29 protein-coding genes are annotated in these 26446 nt (G+C 63.7%); 20 read left to right on the top strand and 9 right to left on the bottom strand.

Features of this window, described 5'->3' with window-relative positions:
* Positions 1 to 208: 208 nt before the first annotated feature.
* Positions 209 to 1468 (bottom strand): NADP-dependent isocitrate dehydrogenase, encoded by a 1260-nt coding sequence (icd, locus tag J2X67_RS17215; RefSeq protein ID WP_012747756.1) that lies wholly within the window; start codon positions 1466 to 1468, stop codon positions 209 to 211.
* A gap of 218 nt (positions 1469 to 1686) precedes the next feature.
* Between icd and J2X67_RS17210 the strand changes: the two genes are divergently transcribed.
* From J2X67_RS17210 to J2X67_RS17200, 3 genes are all read left to right on the top strand, one after another.
* Positions 1687 to 2010, top strand: coding sequence for a cell envelope biogenesis protein TolA (locus tag J2X67_RS17210; protein WP_281151039.1), 324 nt, complete (start codon positions 1687 to 1689; stop codon positions 2008 to 2010).
* A gap of 153 nt (positions 2011 to 2163) precedes the next feature.
* On the top strand, positions 2164 to 2367 hold the full coding sequence (locus J2X67_RS17205; RefSeq protein ID WP_309954648.1) for a hypothetical protein: 204 nt from the start codon (positions 2164 to 2166) through the stop codon (positions 2365 to 2367).
* 108 nt (positions 2368 to 2475) lie between these two features.
* Positions 2476 to 2934, top strand: a complete 459-nt coding sequence (locus tag J2X67_RS17200; protein ID WP_309954646.1) for a DUF192 domain-containing protein — start codon at positions 2476 to 2478, stop codon at positions 2932 to 2934.
* A gap of 68 nt (positions 2935 to 3002) precedes the next feature.
* Here the strand turns inward: J2X67_RS17200 and J2X67_RS17195 are convergent, their stop codons facing one another.
* Both J2X67_RS17195 and xseA read right to left on the bottom strand, forming a co-directional pair.
* Positions 3003 to 3584: a superoxide dismutase gene (locus tag J2X67_RS17195; protein WP_258506636.1), complete on the bottom strand. Its 582-nt coding sequence runs from the start codon at positions 3582 to 3584 to the stop codon at positions 3003 to 3005.
* Between the two features lie 50 nt (positions 3585 to 3634).
* The gene (xseA, locus tag J2X67_RS17190; protein WP_309954644.1) at positions 3635 to 4945 is read right to left on the bottom strand and encodes an exodeoxyribonuclease VII large subunit; all 1311 of its coding nucleotides are present in this window, start codon (positions 4943 to 4945) and stop codon (positions 3635 to 3637) included.
* Between the two features lie 313 nt (positions 4946 to 5258).
* Between xseA and J2X67_RS17185 the strand changes: the two genes are divergently transcribed.
* From J2X67_RS17185 to adk, 6 genes are all read left to right on the top strand, one after another.
* Positions 5259 to 5891, top strand: coding sequence for a MotA/TolQ/ExbB proton channel family protein (locus J2X67_RS17185; protein ID WP_309954642.1), 633 nt, complete (start codon positions 5259 to 5261; stop codon positions 5889 to 5891).
* A 61-nt stretch (positions 5892 to 5952) separates the two neighbouring features.
* Positions 5953 to 6378 (top strand): biopolymer transporter ExbD, encoded by a 426-nt coding sequence (locus J2X67_RS17180; protein WP_281151598.1) that lies wholly within the window; start codon positions 5953 to 5955, stop codon positions 6376 to 6378.
* Positions 6379 to 7401 (top strand): tetraacyldisaccharide 4'-kinase, encoded by a 1023-nt coding sequence (lpxK, locus tag J2X67_RS17175; RefSeq protein ID WP_309954640.1) that lies wholly within the window; start codon positions 6379 to 6381, stop codon positions 7399 to 7401.
* Positions 7382 to 7564, top strand: coding sequence for a Trm112 family protein (locus J2X67_RS17170; protein ID WP_013541700.1), 183 nt, complete (start codon positions 7382 to 7384; stop codon positions 7562 to 7564). Before lpxK ends, J2X67_RS17170 begins: the two co-directional genes overlap by 20 nt.
* Entirely contained in the window at positions 7561 to 8331 is a 771-nt protein-coding gene (gene kdsB, locus J2X67_RS17165) for a 3-deoxy-manno-octulosonate cytidylyltransferase (RefSeq protein ID WP_309954637.1), read from the top strand. Before J2X67_RS17170 ends, kdsB begins: the two co-directional genes overlap by 4 nt.
* A gap of 135 nt (positions 8332 to 8466) precedes the next feature.
* Positions 8467 to 9123, top strand: coding sequence for an adenylate kinase (gene adk / locus J2X67_RS17160; protein WP_309954635.1), 657 nt, complete (start codon positions 8467 to 8469; stop codon positions 9121 to 9123).
* A 69-nt stretch (positions 9124 to 9192) separates the two neighbouring features.
* Here the strand turns inward: adk and J2X67_RS17155 are convergent, their stop codons facing one another.
* A complete protein-coding gene (locus J2X67_RS17155) occupies positions 9193 to 10182 on the bottom strand; it encodes an asparaginase (RefSeq protein ID WP_309954632.1) in 990 nt (329 codons plus the stop codon).
* A 73-nt stretch (positions 10183 to 10255) separates the two neighbouring features.
* On the opposite strand from J2X67_RS17155, the gene lexA reads away from it, so the two are divergent.
* The 9 genes from lexA (at position 10256) to J2X67_RS17110 (ending at position 19437) form a co-directional block, all read left to right on the top strand.
* Entirely contained in the window at positions 10256 to 10930 is a 675-nt protein-coding gene (gene lexA / locus J2X67_RS17150) for a transcriptional repressor LexA (protein ID WP_093023612.1), read from the top strand.
* 137 nt (positions 10931 to 11067) lie between these two features.
* Positions 11068 to 11439, top strand: a complete 372-nt coding sequence (locus J2X67_RS17145) for a hypothetical protein (RefSeq protein ID WP_309954630.1) — start codon at positions 11068 to 11070, stop codon at positions 11437 to 11439.
* Positions 11440 to 11531: 92 nt separating this feature from the next.
* Complete coding sequence (locus J2X67_RS17140; protein ID WP_281151066.1) at positions 11532 to 12539, top strand: D-2-hydroxyacid dehydrogenase family protein; 1008 nt, start codon at positions 11532 to 11534, stop codon at positions 12537 to 12539.
* 63 nt (positions 12540 to 12602) lie between these two features.
* Positions 12603 to 13760 (top strand): MFS transporter, encoded by a 1158-nt coding sequence (locus tag J2X67_RS17135; protein WP_309954627.1) that lies wholly within the window; start codon positions 12603 to 12605, stop codon positions 13758 to 13760.
* A 128-nt stretch (positions 13761 to 13888) separates the two neighbouring features.
* Positions 13889 to 15409, top strand: a complete 1521-nt coding sequence (locus J2X67_RS17130; RefSeq protein WP_309954625.1) for a 3-hydroxyacyl-CoA dehydrogenase — start codon at positions 13889 to 13891, stop codon at positions 15407 to 15409.
* Between the two features lie 33 nt (positions 15410 to 15442).
* Positions 15443 to 16222, top strand: coding sequence for an oxepin-CoA hydrolase, alternative type (locus tag J2X67_RS17125; protein WP_309954623.1), 780 nt, complete (start codon positions 15443 to 15445; stop codon positions 16220 to 16222).
* Between the two features lie 59 nt (positions 16223 to 16281).
* A complete protein-coding gene (locus tag J2X67_RS17120) occupies positions 16282 to 17001 on the top strand; it encodes a Crp/Fnr family transcriptional regulator (protein WP_157614137.1) in 720 nt (239 codons plus the stop codon).
* 24 nt (positions 17002 to 17025) lie between these two features.
* Positions 17026 to 18132, top strand: coding sequence for a phosphotransferase (locus J2X67_RS17115; RefSeq protein ID WP_309954620.1), 1107 nt, complete (start codon positions 17026 to 17028; stop codon positions 18130 to 18132).
* A gap of 33 nt (positions 18133 to 18165) precedes the next feature.
* Positions 18166 to 19437, top strand: a complete 1272-nt coding sequence (locus J2X67_RS17110; RefSeq protein WP_309954618.1) for an acyl-CoA dehydrogenase family protein — start codon at positions 18166 to 18168, stop codon at positions 19435 to 19437.
* Between the two features lie 80 nt (positions 19438 to 19517).
* Here J2X67_RS17110 and J2X67_RS17105 read toward each other — a convergent pair whose 3' ends face one another.
* The 5 genes from J2X67_RS17105 to J2X67_RS17085 form a co-directional block, all read right to left on the bottom strand.
* The gene (locus J2X67_RS17105) at positions 19518 to 20003 is read right to left on the bottom strand and encodes a GNAT family N-acetyltransferase (RefSeq protein ID WP_309954616.1); all 486 of its coding nucleotides are present in this window, start codon (positions 20001 to 20003) and stop codon (positions 19518 to 19520) included.
* Positions 20000 to 21337, bottom strand: coding sequence for a phosphoglucosamine mutase (gene glmM, locus J2X67_RS17100; RefSeq protein WP_309954614.1), 1338 nt, complete (start codon positions 21335 to 21337; stop codon positions 20000 to 20002). Before glmM ends, J2X67_RS17105 begins: the two co-directional genes overlap by 4 nt.
* A complete protein-coding gene (gene folP / locus J2X67_RS17095) occupies positions 21334 to 22233 on the bottom strand; it encodes a dihydropteroate synthase (RefSeq protein ID WP_309954612.1) in 900 nt (299 codons plus the stop codon). Before folP ends, glmM begins: the two co-directional genes overlap by 4 nt.
* 66 nt (positions 22234 to 22299) lie before the next feature.
* A complete protein-coding gene (ftsH, locus tag J2X67_RS17090) occupies positions 22300 to 24216 on the bottom strand; it encodes an ATP-dependent zinc metalloprotease FtsH (protein ID WP_281151074.1) in 1917 nt (638 codons plus the stop codon).
* A gap of 190 nt (positions 24217 to 24406) precedes the next feature.
* The gene (locus J2X67_RS17085) at positions 24407 to 25075 is read right to left on the bottom strand and encodes an RlmE family RNA methyltransferase (RefSeq protein ID WP_309954609.1); all 669 of its coding nucleotides are present in this window, start codon (positions 25073 to 25075) and stop codon (positions 24407 to 24409) included.
* Between the two features lie 90 nt (positions 25076 to 25165).
* Here J2X67_RS17085 and J2X67_RS17080 point away from each other — a divergent pair, with 90 nt between their 5' ends.
* Both J2X67_RS17080 and J2X67_RS17075 read left to right on the top strand, forming a co-directional pair.
* Positions 25166 to 25645, top strand: coding sequence for a YhbY family RNA-binding protein (locus J2X67_RS17080; RefSeq protein WP_309954607.1), 480 nt, complete (start codon positions 25166 to 25168; stop codon positions 25643 to 25645).
* 41 nt (positions 25646 to 25686) lie between these two features.
* The gene (locus J2X67_RS17075) at positions 25687 to 26406 is read left to right on the top strand and encodes a glycosyltransferase (RefSeq protein ID WP_309954605.1); all 720 of its coding nucleotides are present in this window, start codon (positions 25687 to 25689) and stop codon (positions 26404 to 26406) included.
* Positions 26407 to 26446: the final 40 nt, after the last annotated feature.

Raw genomic sequence — 26446 nt, 5'->3', positions numbered from 1 at the left:
TTGCAAAAAAGCCCTGCCGTTTGCGGGCGCCGCAGCGCAAATGCTACGCGGCAGGCACTCCAAAAAAATGGGTATTTGGAGCAGGGTGTTCCATTTCTCCAACCACCCGGTTTGCTTGCGTCAAAAGAAAAGGCCCTCTAGACCGGAAGATCCAGAGGGCCTTTGCTTCAAGGCGCACGGGGCGCCAGAGCGCTATTGCTCGCGCAATTTACATGTGGTCGATCATGACCTGGCCGAAGCCCGAGCAGCTCACCTGGGTGGCGCCGTCCATCAGGCGCGCGAAGTCATAGGTGACCTTCTTGCTGGCGATGGACTTTTCCATCGAACTGATGATCAGGTCGGCGGCTTCGGTCCAGCCCATGTGGCGCAGCATCATTTCGGCCGAGAGGATTTCGGAACCGGGGTTCACGTAGTCCTTGCCGGCGTACTTGGGAGCGGTGCCATGGGTGGCTTCGAACATGGCGACGGTGTCGCTCAGGTTGGCACCCGGGGCAATGCCGATACCGCCGACTTGCGCGGCCAGGGCGTCCGACACGTAGTCGCCGTTGAGGTTGAGCGTGGCAATCACGCTGTACTCGGCGGGGCGCAGGAGAATCTGCTGCAGGAAAGCGTCGGCAATGCTGTCCTTGACGGTGATTTCCTTGCCCGTCTTGGGGTTCTTGAACTTCATCCACGGGCCGCCGTCGATCAGTTCGGCGCCGAACTCCTTGGCGGCCAGTGCATAGGCCCAGTCACGGAAGCCACCTTCGGTGAACTTCATGATGTTGCCCTTGTGCACGATGGTCACGCTGGGCTTGTCGTTGTCGACCGCGTACTGCAGCGCCTTGCGCACCAGGCGCTCGGTGCCTTCCTTGGACACGGGCTTGACGCCGATGCCGGAGGTGTTGGGAAAACGGATCTTCTTGACGCCCAGTTCGTCCTGCAGGAACTTGATGAGCTTCTTGGCCTTGTCGCTTTCGGCTTCGAACTCGATGCCGGCGTAGATGTCTTCCGAGTTCTCGCGGAAGATGACCATGTTGGTCTTGTGCGGCTCGCGCACGGGGCTGGGCACGCCTTCGAAGTACTGGATGGGGCGCAGGCACACGTACAGGTCGAGTTCCTGGCGCAACGCCACGTTCAGCGAGCGGATGCCGCCGCCCACCGGCGTGGTCAGCGGGCCCTTGATGGAAACGACATAGTCGCGCACGGCGTGCAGCGTTTCTTCGGGCAGCCAGACGTCGGGACCGTAGACCTTGGTCGACTTTTCGCCGGCATAGACTTCCATCCAGTGGATCTTCTTCTTGCCGCCGTAGGCCTTGGCAACCGCTGCATCCACCACCTTCAGCATCACGGGGGTGATGTCCAGGCCCGTGCCGTCGCCTTCGATGAAGGGAATGATCGGCTGATCAGGCACATTGAGCGAGTTGTCGGCGTTGACCGTGATCTTCTGGCCTTCGGCCGGGACTTTGATGTGCTGGTAGCTGGACATGAGGGGGAATGACTCCGGGAGTGACGTAATTCGGACGACTGTCTGCGAATTCAGACAGCGACGGGGAATCGCTGTACAGCCCGCGAACAAATCGCTGTACATTTTAGACGCAACCCATCAGCGAGCGTTTGTCAACCTTGAGGCCAATGGTCTCGTTAGTGGCTGACCTTCTGCTCGCCGGGAGGCGTTTCCAACCAATTCTCGATAGAGGAATCACAATGAGCAAAATTCTCGCAGTCATGATCGCTGGCTTGTTCGCCGCTGGCGCCTACGCCCAGAACCCCACCGGCACCACGCCCGAGCAAGGCAACGCTACCAACAGCAAGCCGCAAGCCCGTGCGGAAGCCAAGAAGGAAGCAAAGCCCGCAGGTCAAGTGGCTGCTCCCGCCGGCGACATCGCCAAGACGCCCGAAGGCGGTGCCATCGGCGCCGACAAGGCTGCGGCTTCCGGCGAAAAGCGCGCTGAAACGCGCGACCAGCGCCGTCGCAACAAGGACGGCAGCGTCAAGCGCAAGTCGACCCAAGGCAGCACCCCGAAGTAATTCGGCGAGCTTCCACGAAAAAGCGCTCTTCGGAGCGCTTTTTTTTCGCCGTCAATTGCCGAACGGCTGTCAACCGGGGCGTGCGACTGGCGCGTTGATTGATGACCTCTCGCAAGGAGGTGGTCCATATCTACAATCTCAAAGGATGTCTCCATGAACAAGCTGCTCGCAGCCCTGGTCGCCGGTCTCTTCGCAGCCGGTGCATTTGCCCAACAGGCCGAACCCGCACCCAAGACAGACGCGCCCATGGCCGCCGCCACGCACAAGGCCAAGCAGCCTGCAAAGCACGCCGTGAAGAAGCACAAGGTGCGCCACCACGCAGCCAAGGCCCACGCGACCGCACCCAAGAAGGTGTAAGCTGCCGAGCTCACCGGCAATGCCTGCCAATGCCCGCATCAGCGGGCATTTTTCTTGGTCACACGCCTTTGAACCTGCGTCCTTGAACCCGCCTTGAAAGAAGCCCCGATGTTTCAGCGTTTCGCCGCCCTGCTCCTGCTCGCCGCCTCTCTGATCGGCCCGGCACAGGCACAACAGCAACCCCAGACCGACCTCGCACGCACCAAGTTGTCGCTCGGCTTGTACAAGATCGATGCGCAAGTGGCGCAAACCCCTCGCGAGCGGGAAATCGGCCTGATGTTCCGCAAGGAAATGCCGCAGTCCGAGGGCATGATCTTCGTTTTCGAGCAGCCGGCCACCCAGTGCTTCTGGATGAGAAACACATTGCTGCCGTTGACCGCCGCCTTCGTGGCCGACGATGGCCGCATCGTCAACCTGGTCGACATGCAGCCCATGACGGAGAACTCGCACTGCTCCGAAGAGCCCGTGCGCTACGTGCTCGAAATGAACCAGGGCTGGTTCGCCAAGAAGAACATCAAGAAAGGCGCCAAGCTGGGCGGCGAGTTGTTTGCCGCGTCGCGGCGCTGAGTCCGCGCCATTGTCCGGCCCACAAAAAAGCCGACCCGAGGGTCGGCTTTTTCAATGGGAGAACCCGCTCAGCCGAAGTTCTTGGCCGCGAAGTCCCAGTTGACCAGCTTGGCCAGGAATGTCTCGACGAACTTGGGGCGCAGGTTGCGGTAGTCGATGTAATAGGCGTGTTCCCACACGTCCACCGTCAGCACCGGCGTGTCGCCCGTGGTCAGCGGCGTGCCGGCGGCGCCCATGTTCACGATGTCCACCGAACCGTCGGCCTTCTTCACCAGCCACGTCCAGCCCGAGCCGAAATTGCCCACGGCCGACTTCACGAACGCTTCCTTGAACGCGTCGTAGCTGCCCCACTTGGCATCGATGGCCTTGGCCAGCGCGCCGGTCGGAGTGCCGCCGCCCTGGGGCTTCATGCAGTTCCAGAAGAAGGTGTGGTTCCAGATCTGGGCGGCGTTGTTGTAGATGCCGCCGCTGGACTTCTTGACGATCTCCTCGAGCGTCATCGATTCGAACTCGGTGCCCTTTTGCAGGTTGTTCAGGTTCACCACGTAGGCGTTGTGGTGCTTGCCGTAGTGGTACTCGAGGGTTTCCTTCGAGTACTCGGGTGCCAGCGCATCAAGCGCATACGGCAGGGGTGGGAGCACATGTTCCATGGTTTTTTCTCGTGGGTTGGTTGCGGGGAATAAAGGATTCTAGAAAGGAATCACGCGCCCGGCGTCGGACGCGGTCCCGTTTCGCCGGACCTTACGGTCAGGTCGACCGAGCCATCGGCGAGCCGCGCAACGACGGCGTCGCCCGCATTCAGCGTCTTTGCGCTGATGATCGCGCGGCCGTCGGGGCCGGTAAGCCAGGCGTAGCCACGCTGCAGCACCAGCGCCGGATCGAGCAGCCGAAGGCGCAAGGCCACCCGCTCGAGCCGCTCGCGCCGCTGGGCAAGCGCCCGCTCGAGCTTCAAGGGGAAATCGGCGGAGATGGAGCGTGGCACATGGGCGATACGCTCGGTTCTCGATAGCAATGCGTAGCGCAGGCGCTGGGAATGGTGCGCGAGTTGAAGCTGCTGGCGGGCCACCAGCGTCGAAGGCCGTCCAAGCCTTGCGGCCGCCTGGTCGAGCCGCTGGCCCAACACGTCAAGCCGGGTATCCATAGCGTCGCTGAGGCGCTCACCGAGCAGATCGATCGCACCAAGCCACATGGCTTGGGGGGCACTGACGAGTTCTGCGGCGGCGGTAGGCGTAGGCGCGCGCAGATCGGCGCAAAAGTCGGCGATGGTGAAGTCGGTTTCGTGCCCCACTCCGCAGATCAGCGGGACCGGGCTTTGCACAATGGTGCGAGCCAAGGTTTCGTCGTTGAAAGCCCAGAGGTCTTCGATGGAGCCGCCGCCCCGCACCAACAAGATGGCGTCTACCGCCGGCTCCAGCGCATAAAGCGACTGCAGTGCACGCACGAGCTCTGCCGGAGCACCCGCGCCCTGCACCGCTGCAGGCGCCAGAACCACCGGAATGTGCGGCACGCGGCGCCGCAACGCGGTAACCACGTCGTGCAACGCCGCTGCGCCCAGCGAGGTCACCAGGCCCACCGCGCGCGGCATTGTGGGCAGTGCCCGCTTGCGGCCGGCATCGAACAGTCCTTCAGCCTCGAGCCGCGCCTTGCGCTGAAGAAACTGCTCGAACAACGCGCCTTGCCCTGCGCGCTGCAAGCTTTCGACCACCAGTTGCAGATCACCGCGCGGCTCATAGACCGCCAGGCGCCCGCGCACCTCGACCTGGTCGCCGTCGCGCGGCGAAAAATCGAGCAGGCCGGCCGCTCGCCTGAACATTGCGCAGCGCAGTTGGCCGGACTCGTCCTTGAGCGCGAAGTAACAATGTCCACTTGAGGCGCGCGAAAAACCCGAGATTTCGCCACGCACCGCAACCGGGTTGAACCGCGCGTCGAGCGCATCGGCAACCGCGCGGCACAGCGCGCCTACAGCCCAGATCCGCGGACCTGGTGTGGTATTCGGTTCACGCAGATTCACAAATCGCACAAGTGGCCGGCGACCACTCTTCCACAGTGAGCGGCCACCCACAGGCGGTAGGGGCCCGATACGAAACAGGCGCACGGTTTGTCGTGCAACCTGTTGATTTCATTAAGAAAAGTGCTGCTCAAAATTCAATCGATCTAATGGAAAGCCCGTGCCATGCGGGTCCGGACACGTTGCGCCACGGGTTAATCACAAAGTTATCCACAGAATCTGTGCGTCTTTGCTTACAAGCAAACGAGCCGCGTGGCGATGGTGGGCTCGGTGGATAATCGCCGCGCATTTGCAGTCTACGGGCCGGAGGATTTTCTTGTTTTCCATCATAGTTGCCGCGGGCTGGCCGATTTGGCCATTGCTCGCTTGTTCGGTCATCGCGCTCGCGCTGGTTATAGAACGTTTCACAAGCTTGAAGACCGTGAAGGTCTTGCCGCCCAAACTGCTCGACGAGGCGATGACCGTCTCGCACGGCTCGGTTCCGGGCCCTGACGTGGTGACCAAGCTCGAACGCAATTCGTTGCTCGGGCAGGTGCTGGCCTCCGGTCTGCGCGCGCTCAACGCCAACCCCCGCTGCACCGAAGACGACCTTCGCGCGGCAATGGAAGCCTCGGGCCGCACGGTGGCGCACAAGCTGGAGCGCTATTTGCCGGCGCTGGCAACCATTGCGTCAGCCGCTCCCCTGCTCGGCCTCCTGGGCACTGTCATCGGCATGATCGAGATCTTCGGTTCGCAGTCGCCAGGCAGCGGTGCGGTGGGTTCCGGAAATCCGGCGCAGTTGGCACACGGCATTTCGATTGCGCTCTACAACACGGCTTTCGGCCTGATCGTGGCCATTCCGACCCTGATCTTCTGGCGCTATTTCCGCAGCCGGGTCGACGAATACCTGTTGAACCTCGAATTGTCGGGCGAGCGCTTTGCCCGCCATCTGAACGCGCTTCGGAAATGATGACCGTCCCCACGCTTGCCATTGCCGGTTTTGACGGAGACCGGGCATGAGCCGCGGCCGCATGCACTTTCGCCACGGCGCGCGGGACGAGCCCGAGATCAACCTGATCCCGTTCATCGACGTGCTGCTGGTGGTGCTCATCTTTTTGATGCTGTCGACCACCTACAGCAAGTTCACGGAGATGCAGTTGCGCCTGCCAACGGCGGACGTCGACTCGCAGCGCGACTATCCCAAGGAAGTGATCGTGGCGGTGTCGGCCGACGGCCGCTACTCGATCAACAAGACCCCCCTTGCCGATCGCAACGTGGCCACGGTGGCCGCTGCTCTCGGCGCGGCAGCAACGGGCGGCAAGGACAGCGTGGTCATCATCAGCGCCGACGCCAGCAGCCCGCACCAGGCCGTGATCACGGTCATGGAAGCAGCTCGCCGGGCCGGCCTGGTGCAGATCACCTTCGCAGCCCAATCGACGGCGCAAGCGGGACGCTGAGTGCCGCCCTACGGCAGCAGCAGTCACAGCGCACCGGCCTCGCGGCTGCAGCGCGCGTGGCTGCATCGCGGTGTGCTGGCTTGGCTGCTTTGGCCGCTGTCGCTTGTCTATGCGGCGCTCTTCGCACTGCGAAGCTGGTTCTACCGGCTGGGATGGCTGAAAACCGAACGCGTACAGGTGCCCGTGATCGTCGTGGGCAATGTCATTGCGGGCGGTGCCGGCAAGACGCCAGTCGTGATGGCGGTGGTTCGGCATCTGCAGGGCCGCGGTTTGCGCGTTGGAGTGATCTCGCGCGGCTACGGCCGCAGCACAGACGACTGCCGTGAGGTGCTGGACGAAAGCGATCCGCAAGACGTGGGCGACGAACCGGCGCTGATCCGCCATGCCACCGGTGCACCTGTTTTTGTGGCCCGGCGCCGTGTGGAGGCTGCGCAGGCTCTGCTGGCGCGACATCCGGCCACCCAGATCATCGTGAGCGACGATGGGCTGCAGCACCTGGCGCTTGCGCGCGATATCGAGATCTGTGTGTTCGACGACCGCGGTGTCGGCAATGGCTGGCGGTTGCCCGCCGGGCCTCTGCGCGAGCCTTGGCCGCGACGGTGCGACCTGGTGCTCCACAGCGGAGAGCGGCCGGCATTCGACAGCGGCTACACCGCGACCCGCGCACTGGCGCAAGAAGCTATAACAAGCGATGGCAAACGCGTAGCGCTGAGTGCTCTCGCCGGCAAGCCAGCGATCGCACTTGCAGCCATTGCACGGCCCGAAGCCTTTTTCGACATGCTGCGTGCGCGCGGCCTCACGCTGACCGAGACCTTCGGGCTGCCCGACCACTACGATTTCACCGACTGGCAAGCGCCAGCCGATGCCGGACACCCGTTGCTCTGCACCGAGAAAGACGCGGTCAAGCTGTGGCGGAAAGCCCCCGGCGCACTCGCTGTGCCGCTGCATTTCACGCCCGCGCCGGAATTCTTCGCCGCGCTCGACGCAAAGCTATCATCGCTCGATGGATACCAAGCTGCTTGAACTGCTCGTCTGCCCCGTAACCAAGGGCCCGCTCACCTGGAACGCCGAAAAGCAGGAGCTCTGCTCGCGCAGCGCCCGCCTCGCCTATCCGGTGCGCGACGGAATTCCGGTGCTGCTCGAGAACGAGGCGCGCACGCTGTCTGACGAAGAGCTGGGGCTGTGAGATTTACTGTTCTGGTGCCGGCGCGCCTGGCTTCCACCAGGCTACCCAACAAACCGCTGGCGGACATCGCAGGCTTGCCCATGGTGGTGCGGGTGGCGCAACGGGCGAGCCAATCGACAGCGCTGCAGGTAGTGGTTGCCGCAGACGATCTTTCCATTCTGTCGGCATGCAAGCAGCACGGCGTGGAGGCCATCCTCACGCGCCAGGATCATCCGAGCGGCACCGACCGCCTTGCCGAAGCCTGCGAGAAACTCGGCTTCGATGGCGACGATATCGTCGTCAATGTGCAAGGCGACGAGCCGCTGATCGACCCATTGCTGATCGATGCCGTTGCTTCAGCGCTTGCCCTTCGCCCAGAAGCCGCCATGAGCACCGCGGCCCATGAAATCGACTCGCTCGATGACTTTGTCAACCCGAACGTGGTGAAGGCGGTGCTCGATGCAAAGGGCAATGCGCTGTATTTCAGCCGCGCGCCCGTTCCGTGGTGGCGCGACGGCTCCGTCAACCGGGTGCCAACCGCGCTGCCTAGCCCGGCACCGCTGCGCCACATCGGCATCTATGGCTACCGCGCCGGTTTCGTGCGCAAATTTCCTTTGCTGCCGCCGGCGCCAGTCGAGGCGACCGAAGCACTCGAACAATTGCGGGCCCTCTGGCACGGGCACCGCATTGCGGTGCATGTCACCCAAGCGGCTCCCGGCCCGGGCATCGACACCCCCGAAGACCTGGCCCGCGTGCGTGCGCTGTTCGCAGCCAAGCCAACACCCTGAAGCGCGGGCCGCAGGGGCGGCTGTAACGGAAATTCTTCACGCTTTCGCATGCTATCCTCGACGCAATTCCGCCCTGCACGGCTCCCGGGCCGTCGCTTGGTGCGACACAAGATCTAAGAACCCTCCGAGGACACCATGAGACTAATTTTGCTGGGCGCGCCCGGGGCGGGCAAAGGCACGCAAGCGGCCTTCATCTGCCAGAAATACGGCATTCCTCAAATTTCGACCGGCGACATGCTGCGCGCAGCCGTCAAGGCCGGCACACCGCTCGGCCAGCAAGCCAAGGCGGTCATGGAATCGGGTGGCCTGGTGAGCGACGACCTCATCATCAACCTGGTGAAGGAACGTATCGCGCAACCCGATTGCGCCGACGGGTTCCTGTTCGACGGCTTCCCGCGCACCATTCCACAGGCCGACGCCATGAAGGCGGCGGGCGTCAAGCTCGACTACGTGCTCGAGATCGACGTGCCTTTCAGCGACATCATCGAGCGCATGAGCGGTCGTCGCTCGCATCCCGCATCGGGCCGCATCTATCACGTCAAGTTCAACCCGCCGAAGGTCGAGGGCAAGGACGACGTCACGGGCGAAGAACTCATCCAGCGCAAGGACGACGAAGAAGAAACCGTGCGCAAACGGCTCGAGGTGTACAGCCAGCAAACGCGTCCGCTGGTCGACTACTACTCGGCATGGGCCAAGGCCGATCCGGCTTCGGCACCCAAGTACCGTGCCATCAAGGGCGTAGGCACCGTCGAAGAGATCACCCAGCGCGCGCTGGCCGCTCTGAGCAACTGAACTTCACCCGCAGGCGCGCTGCTGTTGTGGCTGCGCTGCCTGCTTGTCTGTCTGGCTTGTTGCCGTCTTTCAGGCGGCCTTCCCGATCAATTCCAGCATCAACGCAATGCGCGCCTTGACCGGCGTCAGCGCACCGGCGTTGCGCAGCTTGTCGTCTGGTCTTGGCAGGATGCGCCCGCTCGTGCAACGTGTGGCGCGCAACACGGCAACTCCCGCGTCCTGCGCACGAAGCGCGGCAGCCTCCAGCGCATGGTGCACCGTGCCGTTGCCTGTCGCAGCCAGAACCAATCCACGCATCGGATCGGCGCAGCCCGCCGCCCGCTCCTGAAGCAGCAAGTCGACGATGGCGCCGCTCGCGCCGGCGTGGCTTGTGAGAATTTCGACCCTGGGCCAGAGAGCTATGGCTTCTTCGTTGGCTTCGAGAATTCTTGAGTTCCCGCCTGCCTGCGATCGGGGCCAGTCCCTCAGTCGCCGTACTGCGCCCTCTTCCACATAGCCGACCGGACCGGCATCGCCCGATGCGAACGCATCCTGCCGGTATGTGTGCACCTTTTGAACGTCCATTGCGCTGTGGATCACACCCGCGCAGACCACTGTCACGCCCTGCGCCGACGACGTTGCCGCAACTGCGATTGCATCGCGCACGTTCTGCGGGCCGTCGGGCGAAAGCGATGTAGCTGGACGCATGGCGCAGGTCAGCACCACCGGCTTGTCCGGCGCCAGCACAGCCTGAAGAAAGAAAGCCGTTTCCTCGAGGGTGTCCGTGCCGTGCGTGATCACCACACCCGCCACGTCGGCCTCGGCGAGCCAGAAAGCGCAGCGCCGGGCAAGCTGCACCCAGACGCCAAAGTCCATGTCCTTGCTGTCGAGCTGCGCCACCTGCTCCGCCACCAGCACCAGGCCCTCGGGTGCGTCTATGCCGCCGAGCAGATCGGCCACGCCCACTTGCCCGGCCGTGTAGCCGATGTTGTCGCCGCCGCTTTCGGCCCTTCCGGCAATGGTGCCGCCCGTTCCAAGAACCACAACGCGCCGCAGGCTCGACGAAAGCGAATCAACCATGGCTTGCCAACTTTTAAAAACTGGTTAAAAATACAGGTACTGGATATCTAGCCAGTGCCGCAAGGAACAACATATGCAGTTCGCCGTGAAGCTTACCGCCCGCCAGCAGCAAATTCTGGACTTGATTCAGAGCGCCATCGCACGCACGGGCGCTCCGCCCACGCGGGCCGAAATCGCCAATGAACTGGGCTTCAAGTCGGCCAATGCCGCCGAAGAGCACTTGCAGGCGCTGGCCCGCAAAGGTGTCATCGAGCTGGTCAGCGGCACCTCGCGCGGCATCCGGCTCAAGGGCGACGCCCTGCGTTCGCTCAATGAGTCTCGCAACAACCAGTTTTCGCTTTCGCTGCCCGGCATGGCGCAGTTGGCATTGCCGCTCATCGGCCGTGTTGCGGCGGGGTCGCCCATCCTCGCGCAAGAACACGTCGACCAGACCTATTACGTAGAGAACACGTTGTTCCAGCGCCAACCCGACTACCTCCTCAAGGTGCGCGGCATGTCCATGCGCGACGCCGGCATCATGGACGGCGACCTTCTGGCGGTGCAAGCCACCAAGGAAGCGCGCAATGGCCAGATCGTGGTGGCCCGCCTCGGCGACGAAGTCACTGTCAAGCGCCTCAAGCGCAACAAGCAGGTCATCGAGCTGCACGCCGAAAACCCCGACTACCCAACCATCGTGGTCCAACCCGGCGAGCCCTTCGAAATCGAAGGCCTGGCGGTCGGCCTCATTCGCAACACCATGCTCATGTAGGCCTGGCGGCCTGCCCAGAGCAGCACCCATCCGGTCGCAACAGGTGGCGGGCGTATGGCGCTATGTCGCCATCACCCTGTTGCGCCCAATCAAAGAAATCCTGCCTGTGTTCAACCTCATATTTTTTTGGAGTTCACATGGGAATCGCCCTTCTCGCCATCGTTGATTTGTGGATGCCGCTGCAATCGCTCGCAACCCGGCTGCTGCCGACGCGCCGCCCACGCCGCCGCGACGGAAGCAGCACTGCAGCGGGGTTGCGCTACGTCGCGGTTCGGCCGGCATGCACGGCCCGCGCCCACGGCACTGCCGCCCCAAAGGCCGCGCCCGCACCTGTACGGCCGCTGCGCGTCATTCGCGTGGTGGACGGCCCCCAAGGCGAAAAATGCAGCACCAACCGCATGGTGATTTCTGGCCGCATGGCTGATGTCTGCGCCGAACTCGACCGGTTGGCGGCTCTGGAGGCCATGGAAGCCGTCAGCACCGCGCCGGCCTCCACTCACCTGCACTAGTGCTGTGCAAACCCCGGTGACCACTGCCCGGGGCGGGTATCCAAACGTTCACACGCGCGTCATGCCAATGCTGCGAGGCACAATGGCACGCCATGAACATTGTGATCCTCGACGATTACCAGGACGCCGTGCGCAAGCTGCGCTGCGCCACCAAGCTGGACGCGTATGCGGCCAAGGTCTACACCAACACGGTCAAGGGCATTGGTCAGCTGTCAATCCGCCTGAAGGACGCCGACGTGATCGTGCTGATACGCGAGCGCACCCACATCTCGCGCCAGCTGATCGAAAAGCTGCCCAAGCTCAAGCTCATTTCGCAGACGGGGCGGGTAGGCAACCATATCGACGTCACGGCCTGCACCGAGAGAGGCGTGGCTGTGGCCGAAGGCACCGGCTCGCCCCAGGCGCCTGCCGAACTCACCTGGGCGCTGATCATGGCGGCCATGAGACGGTTGCCGCAGTACATCAGCAACCTCAAGCATGGCGCGTGGCAGCAATCCGGGCTCAAGTCGGCCTCGATGCCCCCCAACTTCGGATTGGGCTCTGTCCTCAAGGGCAAAACACTCTGCATCTGGGGCTATGGCCGCATAGGCCAGTTGGTGGCTCGCTACGGGCAGGCTTTCGGCATGCAGGTCGTCATCTGGGGCCGCGAGGCCAGCTGCGCCAAGGCCAGGTCCGACGGCTTCCAGGTGGCGCAGAACCGCCACGAGTTCTTCGCTGCCGCCGATGTGCTGTCGGTGCACCTGCGGCTGAACGAAGAAACCGTGGGCCTGGTCACGCTCGAAGACCTTTCGCGCATGAAGCCGACGGCCCTCTTCGTCAACACATCCCGCGCGGAACTTGTCGAGCCCGATGCCCTGCTGGCCGCGCTCAACCGTGGCCGTCCGGGGCTGGCTGCCGTCGATGTGTTCGAGAGCGAGCCGCCGCTGCAGGGCCACGCGCTCTTGCGCCTCGAAAATTGCATCTGCACGCCGCATATCGGCTATGTCGAGCAAGACAGCTACGAGAGCTATTTCGGCCAGGCCTTCGACAATGTGGTGAGTTTCATCAAGGGCAACCCCACCAACATCGTGAATCCGGGCGCGCTGCAGGTTCGCCGGTAACCTCATGAGCCGCCGGGCCGCCCCAAGGCGAATACCGCAGCAGCCGAAGGCGAAGGTCCTTCAGTGAGCCACCCTGCGCCACGGGGCGCTCTCTGGGCGCTGCTGGCCGGCAATTTCGTGATCGGCACGGGTGTGATGGTGGTGCCCGGCACGCTCAATGAAATCAGCACCTCGCTCGCCGTGACAGTTGCGTCCGCGGGCCAGTTGATTACGGTCGCCGCAGTTGTGATGTGCCTCGGGGCGCCGTTGCTGGCGGCCGTTGTCGCGGGGTGGGACCGCCGCCAACTGCTCGCCCTCACCCTCATCTGGTACGCCGTGGGTCACATTGTTTCGGCTCTGATGCCGAGCTTTGGCGCCCTGCTGCCGGTGCGCATGCTCACGGTGGTGGCGCCTGCAATCTTCACACCCCAGGCCGCGGCGTGCGCGGGCATGCTGGTGCCGCCGGAGCAGCGCGGGCGCGCCGTGACCTTCGTCTTTCTCGGCTGGTCGATGGCCTCGGTGCTGGGCTTGCCGCTCGGCGCGCTGATCGGCGGGCACCTGGGCTGGCGCATGGCTTTCACGGCAGTCGCAATGCTCAGCGTCGTGAGCGCGGCGTCGATCTGGCTGACGCTTCCGCGCGGCATCCGCCCCGCTGCACTCACGGCGGCCGCGTGGTCGCGCGTGCTGCGCAGTCCGGTGCTGATGGGCATCGTCTCGGTCACGGCACTGCAGGGAGCCGGGCAGTTTGTGCTGTTCAGTTACTTCGGTCCGATCCTGAAGCAGAACTTTGGCGCCGATCCAACCACGCTGAGCCTGATGTGGGCCTTGTTCGGCGTTTTCGGGCTGATGGGCAACATGCTGGTGAGCCGCTTCATCGACCGCGTGGGCGCGGGCCGCATGGTGTTGCTGACAAGTTCGCTGATCGCGCTCAGCCTCTTTCTCTGGCCGTGGGCCGGCACGCTCCCATGGCTGGCGGCCGTTCTTGTGCCGTGGGGCCTTGGATGCTTTGCCACCAATTCCGCGCAGCAGGCGCGGCTGGTGGGCCTCGCGCCCGCTCTTGCGCCGGGCTCGGTTGCGCTCAACAGCTCGGGCATCTACATCGGCCAGGCGGTCGGCGCAGGGCTGGGCGGATGGCTGCTTGCAAACGACGCGGTGGCATGGATGAACTGGGTCGGCCTCGCATTGCTGCTGGCCGCCATCTCCCTGAGCGTGATCATCGATCGCAGCCGCCGCCGGGCCTGAGAGCCGGCCTCGCGTAAAACCCGGGAGGCCCCAGTGCCGGGTGGCTGCAAAATCGAAGGCTGTGCAAGCATCGCGCCCCGCCTGCAGCCGGGGGCGCATACACCTCAACCAGCGAAAATCTTCCTCCAATGACAGTGAACTACACCCGGATCGGCGTCGTCGGCGCTGGCGCCATGGGCCGGGGCATCGCCCAGATCGCCGCGCAAGCAGGCAGCGAAGTGCTCCTGCTCGACAGTTTTGAAGGCGCCGCTGAGAAAGGGCGCGAAGCCCTGGCGGCCCAGTGGAACAAGCTGCACGAGAAGGGCAAGATCGACGCCGCAGCGCGCGATGCGCAAACCGCGCGCGTCAAGGCGGTCGATTCGGTCGCGGCCCTGGCCACGTGCGACCTCGTGATCGAAGCCGTGGTCGAAGACATCGAGGTCAAGCGCAACCTGTTCCGCGAACTCGAATCAGTTGTTGCCCCCACGGCCACACTTGCCACCAACACCTCGTCGCTTTCAGTCACGGCGATCGCCGCCGGCCTCAAGCACCCGGAGCGCGTGGCTGGCTTTCACTTTTTCAACCCTGTGCCGCTGATGAAGGTGGTCGAGGTGGTGGCGGGCTTCAAGACGGGTACCGAAGTCTGCAAACGACTCGCCGGCTATGCCGTGCAAATGGGCCACAGCGCCGTGCAGGCGCAGGACACGCCGGGCTTCATCGTCAACCATGCCGGCCGTGGCTACGGCACGGAGGCGCTACGCATCGTGGGCGAAGGCGTGGCCGACTTCGCCACCATCGACCGCATCCTCAAGGAACAAGCCGGCTTTCGCCTCGGACCGTTCGAGCTGATGGACCTGACGGCGCTCGACGTTTCGCATCCGGTAATGGAGTCGATCTATCGCCAGTACTACGAAGAGCCGCGCTTCCGCCCCAGCGTAATCACGGCGCAGCGGCTGGCAGCGGGCGTGCTTGGCCGCAAGACCAATGAGGGCTTCTACACCTACAACGACGGTGTGATGCAGCAGCCCGCCGAGGCGGCAACGCCCACGCTGGAGGCGCTGCCTTCGGTGTGGGTTTCGCCCCGCGCCGCGCGCCGCGCCGAGTTGCTGCGGCTTGTGAACGCCTTGGGCGCCCAGATCGACAGCGGCGCTACCGCCGCGCCCACTTCGCTCATTGTGGTGGCGCCCCTAGGATTCGATGTGACCACGGTGGCCGCGGTCGAGCGCCTGGACGCCACGCGCACTGTCGGCATCGACATGCTCATCGATGATGCCGCCACGAAGCGCCGCGTGCTTGCCACCAATCCCGCCACGCGGCGCGACATTCGCGATGCGGCGCATGCCCTCTTCGCGCGCGACGGCAAGGCTGTGAGCGTGATCCGCGACAGCGGCGGCTTCGTCACGCAGCGCGTGATCGGCACCATCGTCAACATCGCCTCCGACATGTGCCAGCAGCGCGTGTGCTCGCCGGCCGATCTTGAAACGGCGGTGCAGTTGGGCCTGGGCTACCCGCGCGGTCCGCTGGCCATGGGCAACCTGTACGGGCCGACCAACATGCTCGAGGTGCTGTTCAACCTGCAGACTGTCTATGGCGATCCGCGCTATCGCCCGAGCCCCTGGCTGCGCCGGCGCGGCGCGCTCGGCCTGAGCCTGCTGCACGAAGAAGAATAAACAGAGCCGCCCAGACAAGAAAGCACGACATCGATGACCGCAGAACTCAAGAGCACCAGCGAAGGACGCACCATGGTGCTGACCATCGCCAACCCGACCCAACGCAATGCGCTGGGCCCCGAGATCTACGCCGCAGGCATCGAGGCGCTCAACGGCGCCGAGAGCAGCGACGAGATCCGCAGCGTCGTCATCGTCGGCGAAGGCGCGTGGTTCTGCGCGGGTGGCTCGCTGCAGCGGCTGTCCGACAACCGCCAGCGCGACCCTTCGGTGCAGGCCGAAAGCATCGAAGGCCTGCACAACTGGATCGACTCCATCCGTACCTTTCCCAAGCCGATCATCGCGGCCGTCGAAGGCGCGGCGGCGGGCGCGGGCTTTTCTCTGGCACTGGCCTGCGACTTCGTGGTGGCTGCACGCGATGCGATTTTTGCGGCGTCATACAGCAATGTGGCGCTCTCGCCCGACGGTGGCCTGAGCTGGCACCTGGGCCAGGCATTGCCACGCCAGCTGGCCAGCGAATGGCTGATGGCCGGCGAGCGCATCGGCGCGCCGCGTCTGCATGCGCTCGGGCTGGTCAACGAGTTGAGCGAGAACGGCCAGGCGCTTGCAAGCGCACTGGCGCTTGCGGCCAGGCTCAATGCCCGCGCTCCGAACTCACTGGCCAGCATCAAGGAGCTTCTCAGCGAGGCGCGCGGCGCCACCTTCGCGTCGCAGCTCTCACAGGAGCGCGACCACTTCGTTCGCAACCTTCACCACCCGAATGCCGGCATCGGCATTGCCGCTTTTCTCGAGAAGAAGCCGCCGCAGTACGAATAGCGGCAAGACGTCACTCCCGTGACACCCTTCAGCCTTTCAGTCGCCGACAGGACAGACCAATGGACGACCCAATTCTTACCATCGAAGAACGTGAAGCGATCAACAGTGGTCGCTGGTTTTCTTCTCTCTCTCCATCGCTACGGCACGACATTCTTCGATGCGCTTTTGTCAAACGCTACAAGGACGGCGACCTGATTGCCGCCCGCGGCGATCCGCCCGATCACTGGATTGCCTGTGCCAAGGGTGCGGTGCGCGTGAGTTCGACGGCCGTATCGGGCAAGCAGGTGACGCTGACCTACGTGGAGCCGGGCATCTGGTTCGGCGACGTGGCAATGTTCGACGGGGACCGGCGCACGCACGACGCCTATGCGCATGGCGATACGACCGTACTCTGCGTGGCGCGGGCCGACTTTCAAAAGATCCTGGCCACGCACGTGGAGCTGTACGAAGCGCTGATGCGGCTGCAGGCGCGCCGTATCCGCACGCTGTTCGGGCTGGTGGAAGACCTCAACACCCTGCCCTTGCGCGCGCGCCTGGCCAAGCAGCTCATTCACCTGGTTCGCAGCTACGGTGTGCCCAACCTGGAAGACGGCAGCCAGACGCGCATCGGCCTGCAACTGGCGCAAGAAGAGCTCGCGCAGTTGCTCGGTGCTTCGCGCCAGCGGGTCAACCAGGAGCTCAAGACCATGGAACGCGAGGGCACCATCCGGATCGAGCCGGGCGGGCTGGTCGTGCTGGACCGCGCAGCCTTGATGCGCGTCTCCGAAGCTGAGAGCTAAGAAAACCAAAAAAGAGACAGAGACATGAGCCAGGATTTTTCGAACTTCATCGGCACCCGCGCCGTTTCGCAACAGCATGCCTTCGACATCGAAGCGCTTGCGGCCTGGCTCACTAAAAATCTCGACGGCTTCCAGGGTCCGCTGAGCGTGGAGATGTTCAAGGGCGGGCAATCGAACCCCACCTACAAGCTCGTTACGCCGACGCAAAGCTATGTAATGCGCGCCAAGCCCGGCCCTGTGGCCAAGCTGCTGCCATCGGCCCATGCGGTGGAGCGCGAGTTCAAGGTAATGAGCGGTCTGGCCGGCACCGATGTGCCCGTGCCGCGCATGCATTGCCTGTGCGAGGACGAATCCGTCATTGGCCGTGCCTTCTACGTGATGGAGTTCATGCAGGGACGTGTGCTGTGGGACCAGTCGCTGCCCGGCATGAGCAATTCCGAGCGCGCGGCTTACTACGACGAGATGAACCGCGTCATTGCGGCATTGCACACCGTGAAGTTTGCCGAGCGCGGCCTTGCCGACTACGGTAAGCCCGGCAACTACTTCGAGCGCCAGATCGGCCGCTGGAGCAAGCAGTACAAGGCCTCGACCGATGGCGCCGGCGAACTGTCGCAGCCCATCGAGGCCATGGAGCGCCTGATCGACTGGCTACCCGCACACATGCCGGCGAGCGCACGCGACGAAAGCAAAGTGTCGATCGTACATGGTGACTACCGCCTGGACAACGTGATGTTCCACCCCACCGAGCCGCGGATCATTGCAGTGCTCGATTGGGAGCTCTCTACGTTGGGCCACCCCCTGGCGGACTTCAGCTACCACTGCATGTCGTGGCATATGCCTCCTACCACCGGCCGCGGCATCGGCGGCGTGGATGTCGCAGCGCTGGGCATTCCCACCGAAAGCGAATACATCCGCCGCTACTGCGAGCGCACGCGCATCAGCACGCCTGAAGCACTGGCGCCCGACTGGAACTTCTACCAGGCCTACAACCTGTTCCGCATGGCCGCGATCCTGCAAGGCATTGCCAAGCGGGTCGAGGCCGGTACCGCGTCGAGCGAGCAAGCCGTGGCTTCTGCACGCGGCGCGCGACCAATGGCCGACATGGCCTGGCAGTTCGCCCAAAAGGCGTAACCAGCTCCCCAAAAAACCCCACCAGGAGACAGCATGGATTTCGAATATTCGGCCAAGACCAAGGAATTGCAGAAACGCGTCACGGCCTTCATGGACGAGAACATCTACCCGGCCGAAGCCGAGTACGCCGCCGAGTTGGCCGCCAACACGGCCGCAGGCAAGCGCTGGACAGCGCTCAAGACCGTCGAGAAGGTCAAGGCGAAGGCCAAGGCCCAGGGTCTGTGGAACCTGTTCCTGCCGGTGGACAGCGCCTCCGCCTCCGGCTACGAAGGTGCGGGCCTCACCAACCAGGAATACGCGCCTCTGGCCGAGATCATGGGCCGGGTGCAATGGGCTTCGGAAGCCTTCAACTGTTCGGCGCCGGATACCGGCAACATGGAAACCATTGCGCGCTACGGCTCGGAGGCCATCAAGGCGCGCTGGCTCAAGCCGCTGCTCGAAGGCGAAATCCGCTCTGCGTTCGCAATGACCGAACCCGACGTTGCCTCCAGCGATGCCACCAACATCTCGACCCGCATCGAACGCCAGGGCGACGAGTACGTGATCAATGGCCACAAGTGGTGGATTTCAGGTGCCGCCGACCCGCGCTGCGCCGTCTTCATCACCATGGGCAAGAGCGACCCCGACGCGCCACGGCATTCGCAGCAAAGCATGGTGATCGTGCCGGCAGATGCCAAGGGCATCCGCATCGTGCGCCCGCTCAACGTCATGGGCTACGACGATGCGCCGCACGGACACGTCGAGATGTACTTCGAGAACGTGCGCGTGCCAGTGGACAACATCCTGCTGGGCGAAGGCCGCGGCTTTGAAATTGCGCAGGGCCGCCTTGGCCCGGGACGCATTCACCACTGCATGCGCCTGATCGGCCTGGCAGAACGCGCGCTCGAGCTGATGTGCAAACGCGCCTCGTCGCGCGTGGCTTTCGGCAAGACGGTCGCATCGCAAACCGTGACGCAAGAACGCATTGCCGAGGCGCGCTGCAAGATCGACATGGCGCGCCTGCTCACACTCAAGGCCGCCTGGCTGATGGACGTGGCCGGCAACAAGGTTGCAAAGAATGAAATCGCGATGATCAAGGTGGTGGCACCGAGCATGGCTTGCCAGGTGATCGACTGGGCCATGCAAGTGCATGGCGGCGGCGGCATGTGCGACGACTTCCCGCTTGCCTACGCCTACGCCGGCGCGCGCACGCTGCGCTTTGCGGACGGCCCCGACGAAGTGCACCGCAACGCGATTGCAAAGTGGGAGCTGGGCAAGTACGCGCCCGGCAAGGCCGAAGCCGAGGCACCCGTCACGCGCTTCTGATCTGCATTACCCCCTCTCCCTCGGGAGAGCGTTGCGGTGAGGGCCGACGGCGCCAAACGCGCCCCGGCCCTCTTTCTTTTTCAGAGCTTCTTCTGCAAAAACACCGCGTGCCCGAACGCGGGGTCGAGCTGGTAGCTGGCAAACCCCTCGCGCTCATAGCTGCGCAATGCCGGCGCATTGCCCGACAGCACTTCCAGCGTCAGCTTGCAGGCGCCGCGCGCACGGGCCTCCTGCTCTACCCGCTCGAACATGCGTTGCGCAACCCGCTGGCCGCGATGGCTGGCCAAAACGACCACGTCATGCACATTGACCAGTGGCTTGCACGCGAAGGTCGAAAAACCTTCGATGCAGTTGATGAGCCCCACGGGCTGCGCACCGTCGTATGCCAGCACGCTGAAAGCCTGTGGCCGCGCGGCCAATGCAGCGGGCAATCCGGCACGCACGCCCGCTTCGAGCGGCGTGCCGCCGCCCGCGGGGTCCTGCGCATAGCTATCGAGCAAATCGACCAATGCGGCCGAATGCCCGGCATCGCGGTAATCGGCCAGAACAACTTCGATCATCGTCATTCGGCGGACTCGAGAGTCGTGGCCAGGCGCTTCGCGCAAGATTCGGACTGCCTCGCGTCGCGTGCCTCGACCATCACACGCACCAGCGGCTCAGTGCCGCTGGCACGAATCAGCACACGGCCGCCCTCGCCGAGCTCGGCTTCGATGCGCTGCGTTTCGCTGGCCAGCGCCTTGTTGCTCTTCCAGTCCTGCCCCGGCGTGAGCCGAACGTTGATGAGAGTCTGGGGAAACAGCGTGATGTCGGCCAGGAGCTGCGCCACCGTCTTGCCGCTGCGCACGCAGGCTTGAAGCACCTGCAGTGCGCTCACAATGCCATCGCCGGTGGTGTGGCGGTCGAGCGCCAGCAGATGGCCGGAGCCTTCGCCACCCAGGAGCCAACCGCGCTTGTCGAGTTCTTCGAGCACATACCGGTCGCCCACCTTGGCGCGCACGAATTCGATGCCCTGCCCACGCAGCGCCACCTCCACTGCCTTGTTGGTCATGAGCGTGCCGACCACGCCGACGGGCTTTTCTCCGCGCGCTATGCGTTCGGCCACCATGAGGTAGAGCAGTTCGTCGCCATTGAAAAGGCGCCCGCTGGCGTCGACGAGTTGCAGGCGGTCGGCGTCACCGTCGAGCGCGATGCCGTAGTCGGCTTTTTGCGCCATCACGGCCTCTACCAGCGCTTCGGGGTGCGTGGCGCCAAAACCCTTGTTGATGTTGAGCCCGTCGGGTGCGCATCCGATGCTGGTGACCTCAGCCCCCAGTTCGTGAAACACGTTCGGCGCCACCTGATAGGCCGCCCCGTGCGCCGCGTCGATCACGAGCTTCATGTCGCGCAACGTCAGGTCGTTGGCAAATGTGCTCTTGCAGAACTCGATGTAGCGGCCGGGCGCATCGTTGAGACGGCGCGCCTTGCCGAGTTCGGCGGAGGTTGCCCACACGGGGGCCTCCTCTAACGCGGCTTCAACCGCAAGCTCCCATTCATCGTCGAGCTTGCTGCCATGGGCGTTGAAAAACTTGATGCCGTTGTCCGGGTATGCGTTGTGGCTTGCGCTGATCACCACGCCCAGGCTGGCGCGCTGTGCACGGGTGAGGTAAGCCACGCCCGGCGTAGGCAGCGGACCCAGCAGCACCACGTCGACGCCTGCGGAGTTGAAGCCGGATTCCAGGGCCGATTCAAGCATGTAGCCCGAAATGCGGGTGTCCTTGCCGATCAGCACCGTGGGGCGCGACTGGCTCTTCTTGAGCACGCGGCCCACCGCATGCGCAAGGCGCAAAACGAAATCGGGAGTGATGGGCGACTGGCCGACGGTGCCGCGAATGCCATCGGTGCCAAAGTATTTACGGGTCATGAGGTTTGTTCTTGTTGTTGACTGTTTGAAGCCGGTGCGCCCGCCTGCGGCTCTTGGGCTTTCATGGCTTGCCACACCGCAAGCGCCGCCACCGTGTCGCGCACGTCGTGCACCCGCACGATGGCCGCGCCGCGGTCCACCGCGAGCATTGCCGCCGTGACGCTGGGCACCAGGCGTTCGGCAGCGGCCGGAATGCCGCTGACGGTGCCGATCGACGATTTACGAGACCAGCCCAGGAGCAGCGGGTAACCGGCTTCGAGCAGCTCACGCTGCCGTGCCAGCAGCGCAAAATTTTGCGCCACCGTCTTTCCGAAACCGATTCCCGGGTCCAAGGTGATCCGCGAGGGATTGATCTTGAGCAAACGCAGTTGGGCCAATTGCCGCGCCCAGAACGACAGCACTTCTGGCACCGCGTCGCCCAGCATGGGCGCGGCCTGCATGGTTTGCGGATCCCGGTGCATGTGCATCAGGCAAATGCCGCACGAAGGATGCGAGGCAACGGCTTCGCGTGCGCCGGGTTGCCGCAGCGCCCAGACGTCATTGATGATGTCGGCGCCAAGTTCGAGCACGGCGCGCATGACTTCGGGCTTGTAGGTGTCTATGGAGAGCGGCACGTTCAGTTTGACCGCCTCGCGCACCACCGGCAGCACGCGCGCCAGTTCGGCATCGAGCGGCACGGCAGGGCTGCCGGGCCGGGTCGATTCGCCCCCAATATCGAGAATGTCGGCGCCCTCTTTCAGCAACCGCTCGCAGTGCTGCAGTGCGGCCGCCGTGGAGGCATGCGCCCCGCCGTCGGAAAAAGAATCGGGAGTGACGTTGACGATGCCCATCACGCGCGGCTGCGCGAGATCAATCGCGAAACGTGCGGTCTGCCAGATCAACGGAGCCATCGCCATGCGGCACCTTCACTATCGAAAACGGGGCCAATGGCCCCGTTGTTGTGTGACACCGGATGATGCACTTCAGGCAGCAGTCGGTGCCGGATCCGGTTTCACTGCCGGCGTACCGCCGCTGCCGCCGCTGCCCGAAGGCGGAATGCGGGGCGTCCAGTCCTTGGGCGGGCGCGGTGCGCGGCCGGCCATGATGTCGTCGAGCTGTTCGCTGTCGATGGTTTCCCACTCGAGCAGCGCCTTGGCCATGGCGTGCATCTTGTCGCTGTTGTCCTCAATGAGGCGGCGTGCCAGGGCGTACTGTTCGTCGATGATGCGGCGGACTTCCTCGTCCACCTTTTGCATCGTCTGCTCGCTCATGGTGGTCGTCTTTGTGACGGAGCGGCCCAGGAAGACTTCGCCTTCGTTTTCTGCGTAGACCATCGGGCCCAGTGCATCGGTCATGCCGTAGCGCGTAACCATGTCACGTGCCAGCTGGGTTGCCTTGTTGAAGTCGTCCGAGGCGCCGGTGGTGCGCTGGTTCATGAAGACTTCTTCGGCAATCCGGCCGCCGAACAGCATCGAGATCTTGTTGAGCGCCCATTCCTTGTCGTAGCCATAGCGGTCTTTCTCGGGCAACGTGAAGGTCACACCCAGTGCGCGACCGCGCGGAACAATGGTTACCTTGTGAACCGGGTCCGACTTGGGCAGAAGCTTGCCGATGAGGGCATGGCCGGCTTCGTGATAGGCGGTGTTTCGCAACTCTTCGGGGTCCATGACCGCCGAGCGGCGCTCCGGGCCCATGAAGATCTTGTCCTTGGCTTTTTCGAAGTCTTGCATCTCGACCACGCGCGCATTGCGGCGTGCAGCCATGAGGGCGGCTTCGTTGCAAAGATTGGCCAGGTCGGCACCAGACATGCCAGGCGTTCCGCGCGCGATGACGTTCGGATTGACGTCCTGGCCGAGCGGCACCTTGCGCATGTGAACGGCGAGGATCTGCTCGCGTCCCTTGACGTCGGGCAGCGTGACATACACCTGACGGTCGAAACGGCCCGGGCGCAGCAGTGCGGCGTCAAGAATGTCGGGACGGTTGGTTGCAGCCACCACGATCACGCCGAGATTGGTTTCGAAACCGTCCATCTCGACCAGCATCTGGTTCAGGGTTTGTTCGCGCTCGTCGTTGCCGCCACCCAGGCCGGCGCCACGCTGGCGGCCCACTGCATCGATTTCGTCGATGAAGATGATGCAAGGGGCGTTCTTCTTGGCGTTTTCGAACATGTCGCGTACGCGGGCAGCGCCCACGCCGACGAACATTTCAACGAAGTCGGAACCCGAGATCGAGAAGAACGGAACCTTGGCTTCGCCGGCGATCGACTTGGCGAGCAAGGTCTTGCCGGTACCCGGAGGGCCAACCAGCAGCAGGCCGCGCGGAATGCGGCCGCCGAGCTTTTGAAAGCGCTGCGGGTCTTTCAGGAAGTCGACCACCTCGCGGACTTCTTCCTTGGCTTCGTCGCAGCCCGCGACGTCGGCGAAGGTGACCGTGTTGTTGTTCTCGTCCATCATGCGGGCTTTGCTCTTGCCAAAGCTGAACGCTCCGCCTTTGCCGCCGCCCTGCATCTGACGCATGAAGTAGATCCAGACGCCGATCAGGAGCAGCATGGGCCCCCAGCTCACCAGGAGCGTCATGAGGAGCGAGCCCTCTTCGCGCGGCTTGACGTCGAACTTGACGTTGTGATCGATCAGGTCGCCGACCAGACCGCGGTCGAGCACCGTGGCGGTCGTGCGGATCTTGCGATCGTCGTTGGTGACGGCGATGATTTCTCCGCCGCCTGCGCCTTCAGGAATGACGGCGCTCTTGATCTGATTGTTTCGGACCTGATCAAGGAACTCCGAATAACTTACCGTTCCCGAGCCAACGCCGCCGCGGGTGTCAAACTGCTTGAACACAGTGAACAACACCATGGCAATGACGAGCCATACGGCAACTTTGGAAAACCACTGATTGTTCAAACGAAGCTCCAGTCGAAAGCGCGTGACAAGATTATGAAAAGAACGCGCTGTGGATACGCAATTGCGCCCCATTTTAGGCTTTTCAAGCTACGAAAAGCGGGCATTTCCCTAATGCGGCCATAGCCTCGGAAGGGTTTGCACCCCTTCGACACCCCTTGGCAGCTTATTCAGGGGCTGGCGCGTCAAGGTATCAAAGCGTTTCCTGGGCCTTCAGACCCATTCCCACCAAAAAGGTTTCGGACGACTTGTCGCGTGAAGCCTTCGGTTTGAAGGGCTTGACGGTGCGAAAGTTGGCCTTGAACAGCTTCACGAGCTCGTCGTAGCCGCTGCCGTGAAACAGTTTGGCGACCAAAGCCCCTTCTGCTTTCAGGTGATGCTGAGCAAAGTCGATTGCAAGCTCGATCAGATGCGCCACACGGGCTGCGTCGGCCGAGTGGATGCCCGACAGGTTGGGCGCCATGTCGGAAACCACCAGATCCGCCTTTCGGCCCGCCAGCACGCCCAGCACCTGCTCCAGCAGCTCTGCCTCACGAAAATCGCCCTGGAGGAAGGTCACGCCCTCGATAGGCTCCATTGGCAGGATGTCCAGAGCGATGATGGTGCCGTTCAACTCCCCTGCGGCCGCGCCATCGGGCGACATCCGCCGCCGGAGATACTGGCTCCAGGCGCCCGGTGTGGACCCCAGGTCGACCACAAGCTGGCCCGGCTTGACCAGGCCCAGCGACTCGTCGATTTCCTTGAGCTTGTAGGCGGCACGTGCGCGATACCCCTCCCGCGTGGCCAGCTTCACGTACGGATCGTTGATGTGGTCGTGCAACCACGCCTTGTTGACTTTTTTGCTCTTTGCCTTGGTGCTCATGGGTGGCCTCTCGTGCTTCGGGCTGCGGTATTCGCCTTGGAAGCGGCCTGGCGGTTCGAGAGGTTGCTTTCTACCCTCGATAATACGGGGATGCCCGCCATTCAACTTACCCCTGCCGAGCGCAAGGTGCACCGCGCCGAAGCTCACCACCTGGATCCGATCGTCATGGTCGGTGGAGACGGGCTGACCCCTGCCGTTAAAAAAGAAGCCGACGCGGCGCTCAAGGCTCACGGCCTGATCAAGATCCGCGTCTTCTCCGACGATCGCCTGGCGCGCGACGCCATGCTGCAGGAACTGGCCGACGAACTCGGCGCTGCGCCTATCCAGCACATTGGCAAGCTGCTGGTGCTGTGGCGTCCCAAGCCCGAAAAAGAGCGCGTCATCGATGAGGACCGCATGCCCGGCCCGCGTGACGTGAAGGTGCTCAAGTACAGCAAGCGCGGCGGCCAGCGCCCCGAGATCAAGACGCTGCGGGTGCTGGGCAACCAGCGCCTCACCCCTGGCGGCACCATCAAGCGCGCCAAGGCCAAAAGGCCGCTCTCGGCCAAGAAACGCAACCAGGCAGACTGAACTTGGCGCCAGCGCAAGGCGCCCAGCGCCATATCCTCTGCATGAAGTGGGGCACGAAATACGGCCCCGAATACGTCAACCGCCTCTACGCGATGGTGCGCCGCAATCTCAGCGGCGACTTCAAGTTCGTGTGCCTGACGGACGACGGCACCGGCATTCGCCCCGAAGTGACGTGCCTGCCGATTCCTCCACTCAACCTGCAGCTGGCGCCCGGCCAGCGCGACGGCGCGTGGAAAAAGCTCACCACCTTCGAAAAAGACCTGCACGGCCTGCGCGGCACCGCCCTCTTCCTCGACGTGGACGTGGTGATCGTGGGCAGCCTGGATGCATTCTTCGAACACCCGGGCGAATTCCTGATCATCCATGACTACGCGCGTCCCTGGCGGCGTCAGCGAATCACCGGAAACTCATCGGTCTACCGGTTCGAACTTGGTGCCCATGCCGACGTGCTGGCGTATTTCCGCGAGAACATGGACAAGGTACAGGCCGAGTACCGCAATGAGCAGACCTACCTGTCAGCCATGATGCACAAGCAGGGGAAACTCGGCTATTGGCCCGCCGCCTGGTGCCCAAGCTTCAAGTACCACGGCATTCCCACCTGGCCGGCCAATTACTGGGAAGAGCCTTTCGTGCCCGAAGGCGCTCGCATCATGGTGTTCCACGGCGAATGCAATCCGCCCGACGCGCTGGCGGGCCGGCGCAACCGCGCTTTCCGCTACATCCGGCCTGCGAACTGGGTCGCGAAGTTCTGGAAAGAATGAAGTGAATGGATACGGCGGGCGGGATGGCAGCAGTCCCGCC

This window comes from Variovorax sp. 3319 (assembly GCF_031456585.1).
Lineage (GTDB): Bacteria > Pseudomonadota > Gammaproteobacteria > Burkholderiales > Burkholderiaceae_C > Variovorax > Variovorax paradoxus_P.
This window is presented reverse-complemented; position numbering and strand designations above follow the sequence as displayed.

Coding starts and splice junctions, on each gene's coding strand:
- adk (WP_309954635.1), top strand. CDS start 8,467: ATGAGACTAATTTTGCTGGGCGCGCCCGGGGCGGGCAAAGGCACGCAA.
- J2X67_RS17145 (WP_309954630.1), top strand. CDS start 11,068: ATGGGAATCGCCCTTCTCGCCATCGTTGATTTGTGGATGCCGCTGCAA.
- J2X67_RS17195 (WP_258506636.1), bottom strand. CDS start 3,584: ATGGAACATGTGCTCCCACCCCTGCCGTATGCGCTTGATGCGCTGGCA.
- icd (WP_012747756.1), bottom strand. CDS start 1,468: ATGTCCAGCTACCAGCACATCAAAGTCCCGGCCGAAGGCCAGAAGATC.
- J2X67_RS17155 (WP_309954632.1), bottom strand. CDS start 10,182: ATGGTTGATTCGCTTTCGTCGAGCCTGCGGCGCGTTGTGGTTCTTGGA.
- J2X67_RS17085 (WP_309954609.1), bottom strand. CDS start 25,075: ATGAGCACCAAGGCAAAGAGCAAAAAAGTCAACAAGGCGTGGTTGCAC.
- J2X67_RS17130 (WP_309954625.1), top strand. CDS start 13,889: ATGACAGTGAACTACACCCGGATCGGCGTCGTCGGCGCTGGCGCCATG.
- J2X67_RS17205 (WP_309954648.1), top strand. CDS start 2,164: ATGAACAAGCTGCTCGCAGCCCTGGTCGCCGGTCTCTTCGCAGCCGGT.
- J2X67_RS17120 (WP_157614137.1), top strand. CDS start 16,282: ATGGACGACCCAATTCTTACCATCGAAGAACGTGAAGCGATCAACAGT.
- J2X67_RS17140 (WP_281151066.1), top strand. CDS start 11,532: ATGAACATTGTGATCCTCGACGATTACCAGGACGCCGTGCGCAAGCTG.
- J2X67_RS17210 (WP_281151039.1), top strand. CDS start 1,687: ATGAGCAAAATTCTCGCAGTCATGATCGCTGGCTTGTTCGCCGCTGGC.
- J2X67_RS17080 (WP_309954607.1), top strand. CDS start 25,166: ATGCCCGCCATTCAACTTACCCCTGCCGAGCGCAAGGTGCACCGCGCC.
- J2X67_RS17180 (WP_281151598.1), top strand. CDS start 5,953: ATGCACTTTCGCCACGGCGCGCGGGACGAGCCCGAGATCAACCTGATC.
- J2X67_RS17200 (WP_309954646.1), top strand. CDS start 2,476: ATGTTTCAGCGTTTCGCCGCCCTGCTCCTGCTCGCCGCCTCTCTGATC.
- J2X67_RS17115 (WP_309954620.1), top strand. CDS start 17,026: ATGAGCCAGGATTTTTCGAACTTCATCGGCACCCGCGCCGTTTCGCAA.
- J2X67_RS17110 (WP_309954618.1), top strand. CDS start 18,166: ATGGATTTCGAATATTCGGCCAAGACCAAGGAATTGCAGAAACGCGTC.
- J2X67_RS17105 (WP_309954616.1), bottom strand. CDS start 20,003: ATGACGATGATCGAAGTTGTTCTGGCCGATTACCGCGATGCCGGGCAT.
- J2X67_RS17170 (WP_013541700.1), top strand. CDS start 7,382: ATGGATACCAAGCTGCTTGAACTGCTCGTCTGCCCCGTAACCAAGGGC.
- J2X67_RS17125 (WP_309954623.1), top strand. CDS start 15,443: ATGACCGCAGAACTCAAGAGCACCAGCGAAGGACGCACCATGGTGCTG.
- J2X67_RS17075 (WP_309954605.1), top strand. CDS start 25,687: ATGAAGTGGGGCACGAAATACGGCCCCGAATACGTCAACCGCCTCTAC.
- glmM (WP_309954614.1), bottom strand. CDS start 21,337: ATGACCCGTAAATACTTTGGCACCGATGGCATTCGCGGCACCGTCGGC.
- folP (WP_309954612.1), bottom strand. CDS start 22,233: ATGGCGATGGCTCCGTTGATCTGGCAGACCGCACGTTTCGCGATTGAT.
- lexA (WP_093023612.1), top strand. CDS start 10,256: ATGCAGTTCGCCGTGAAGCTTACCGCCCGCCAGCAGCAAATTCTGGAC.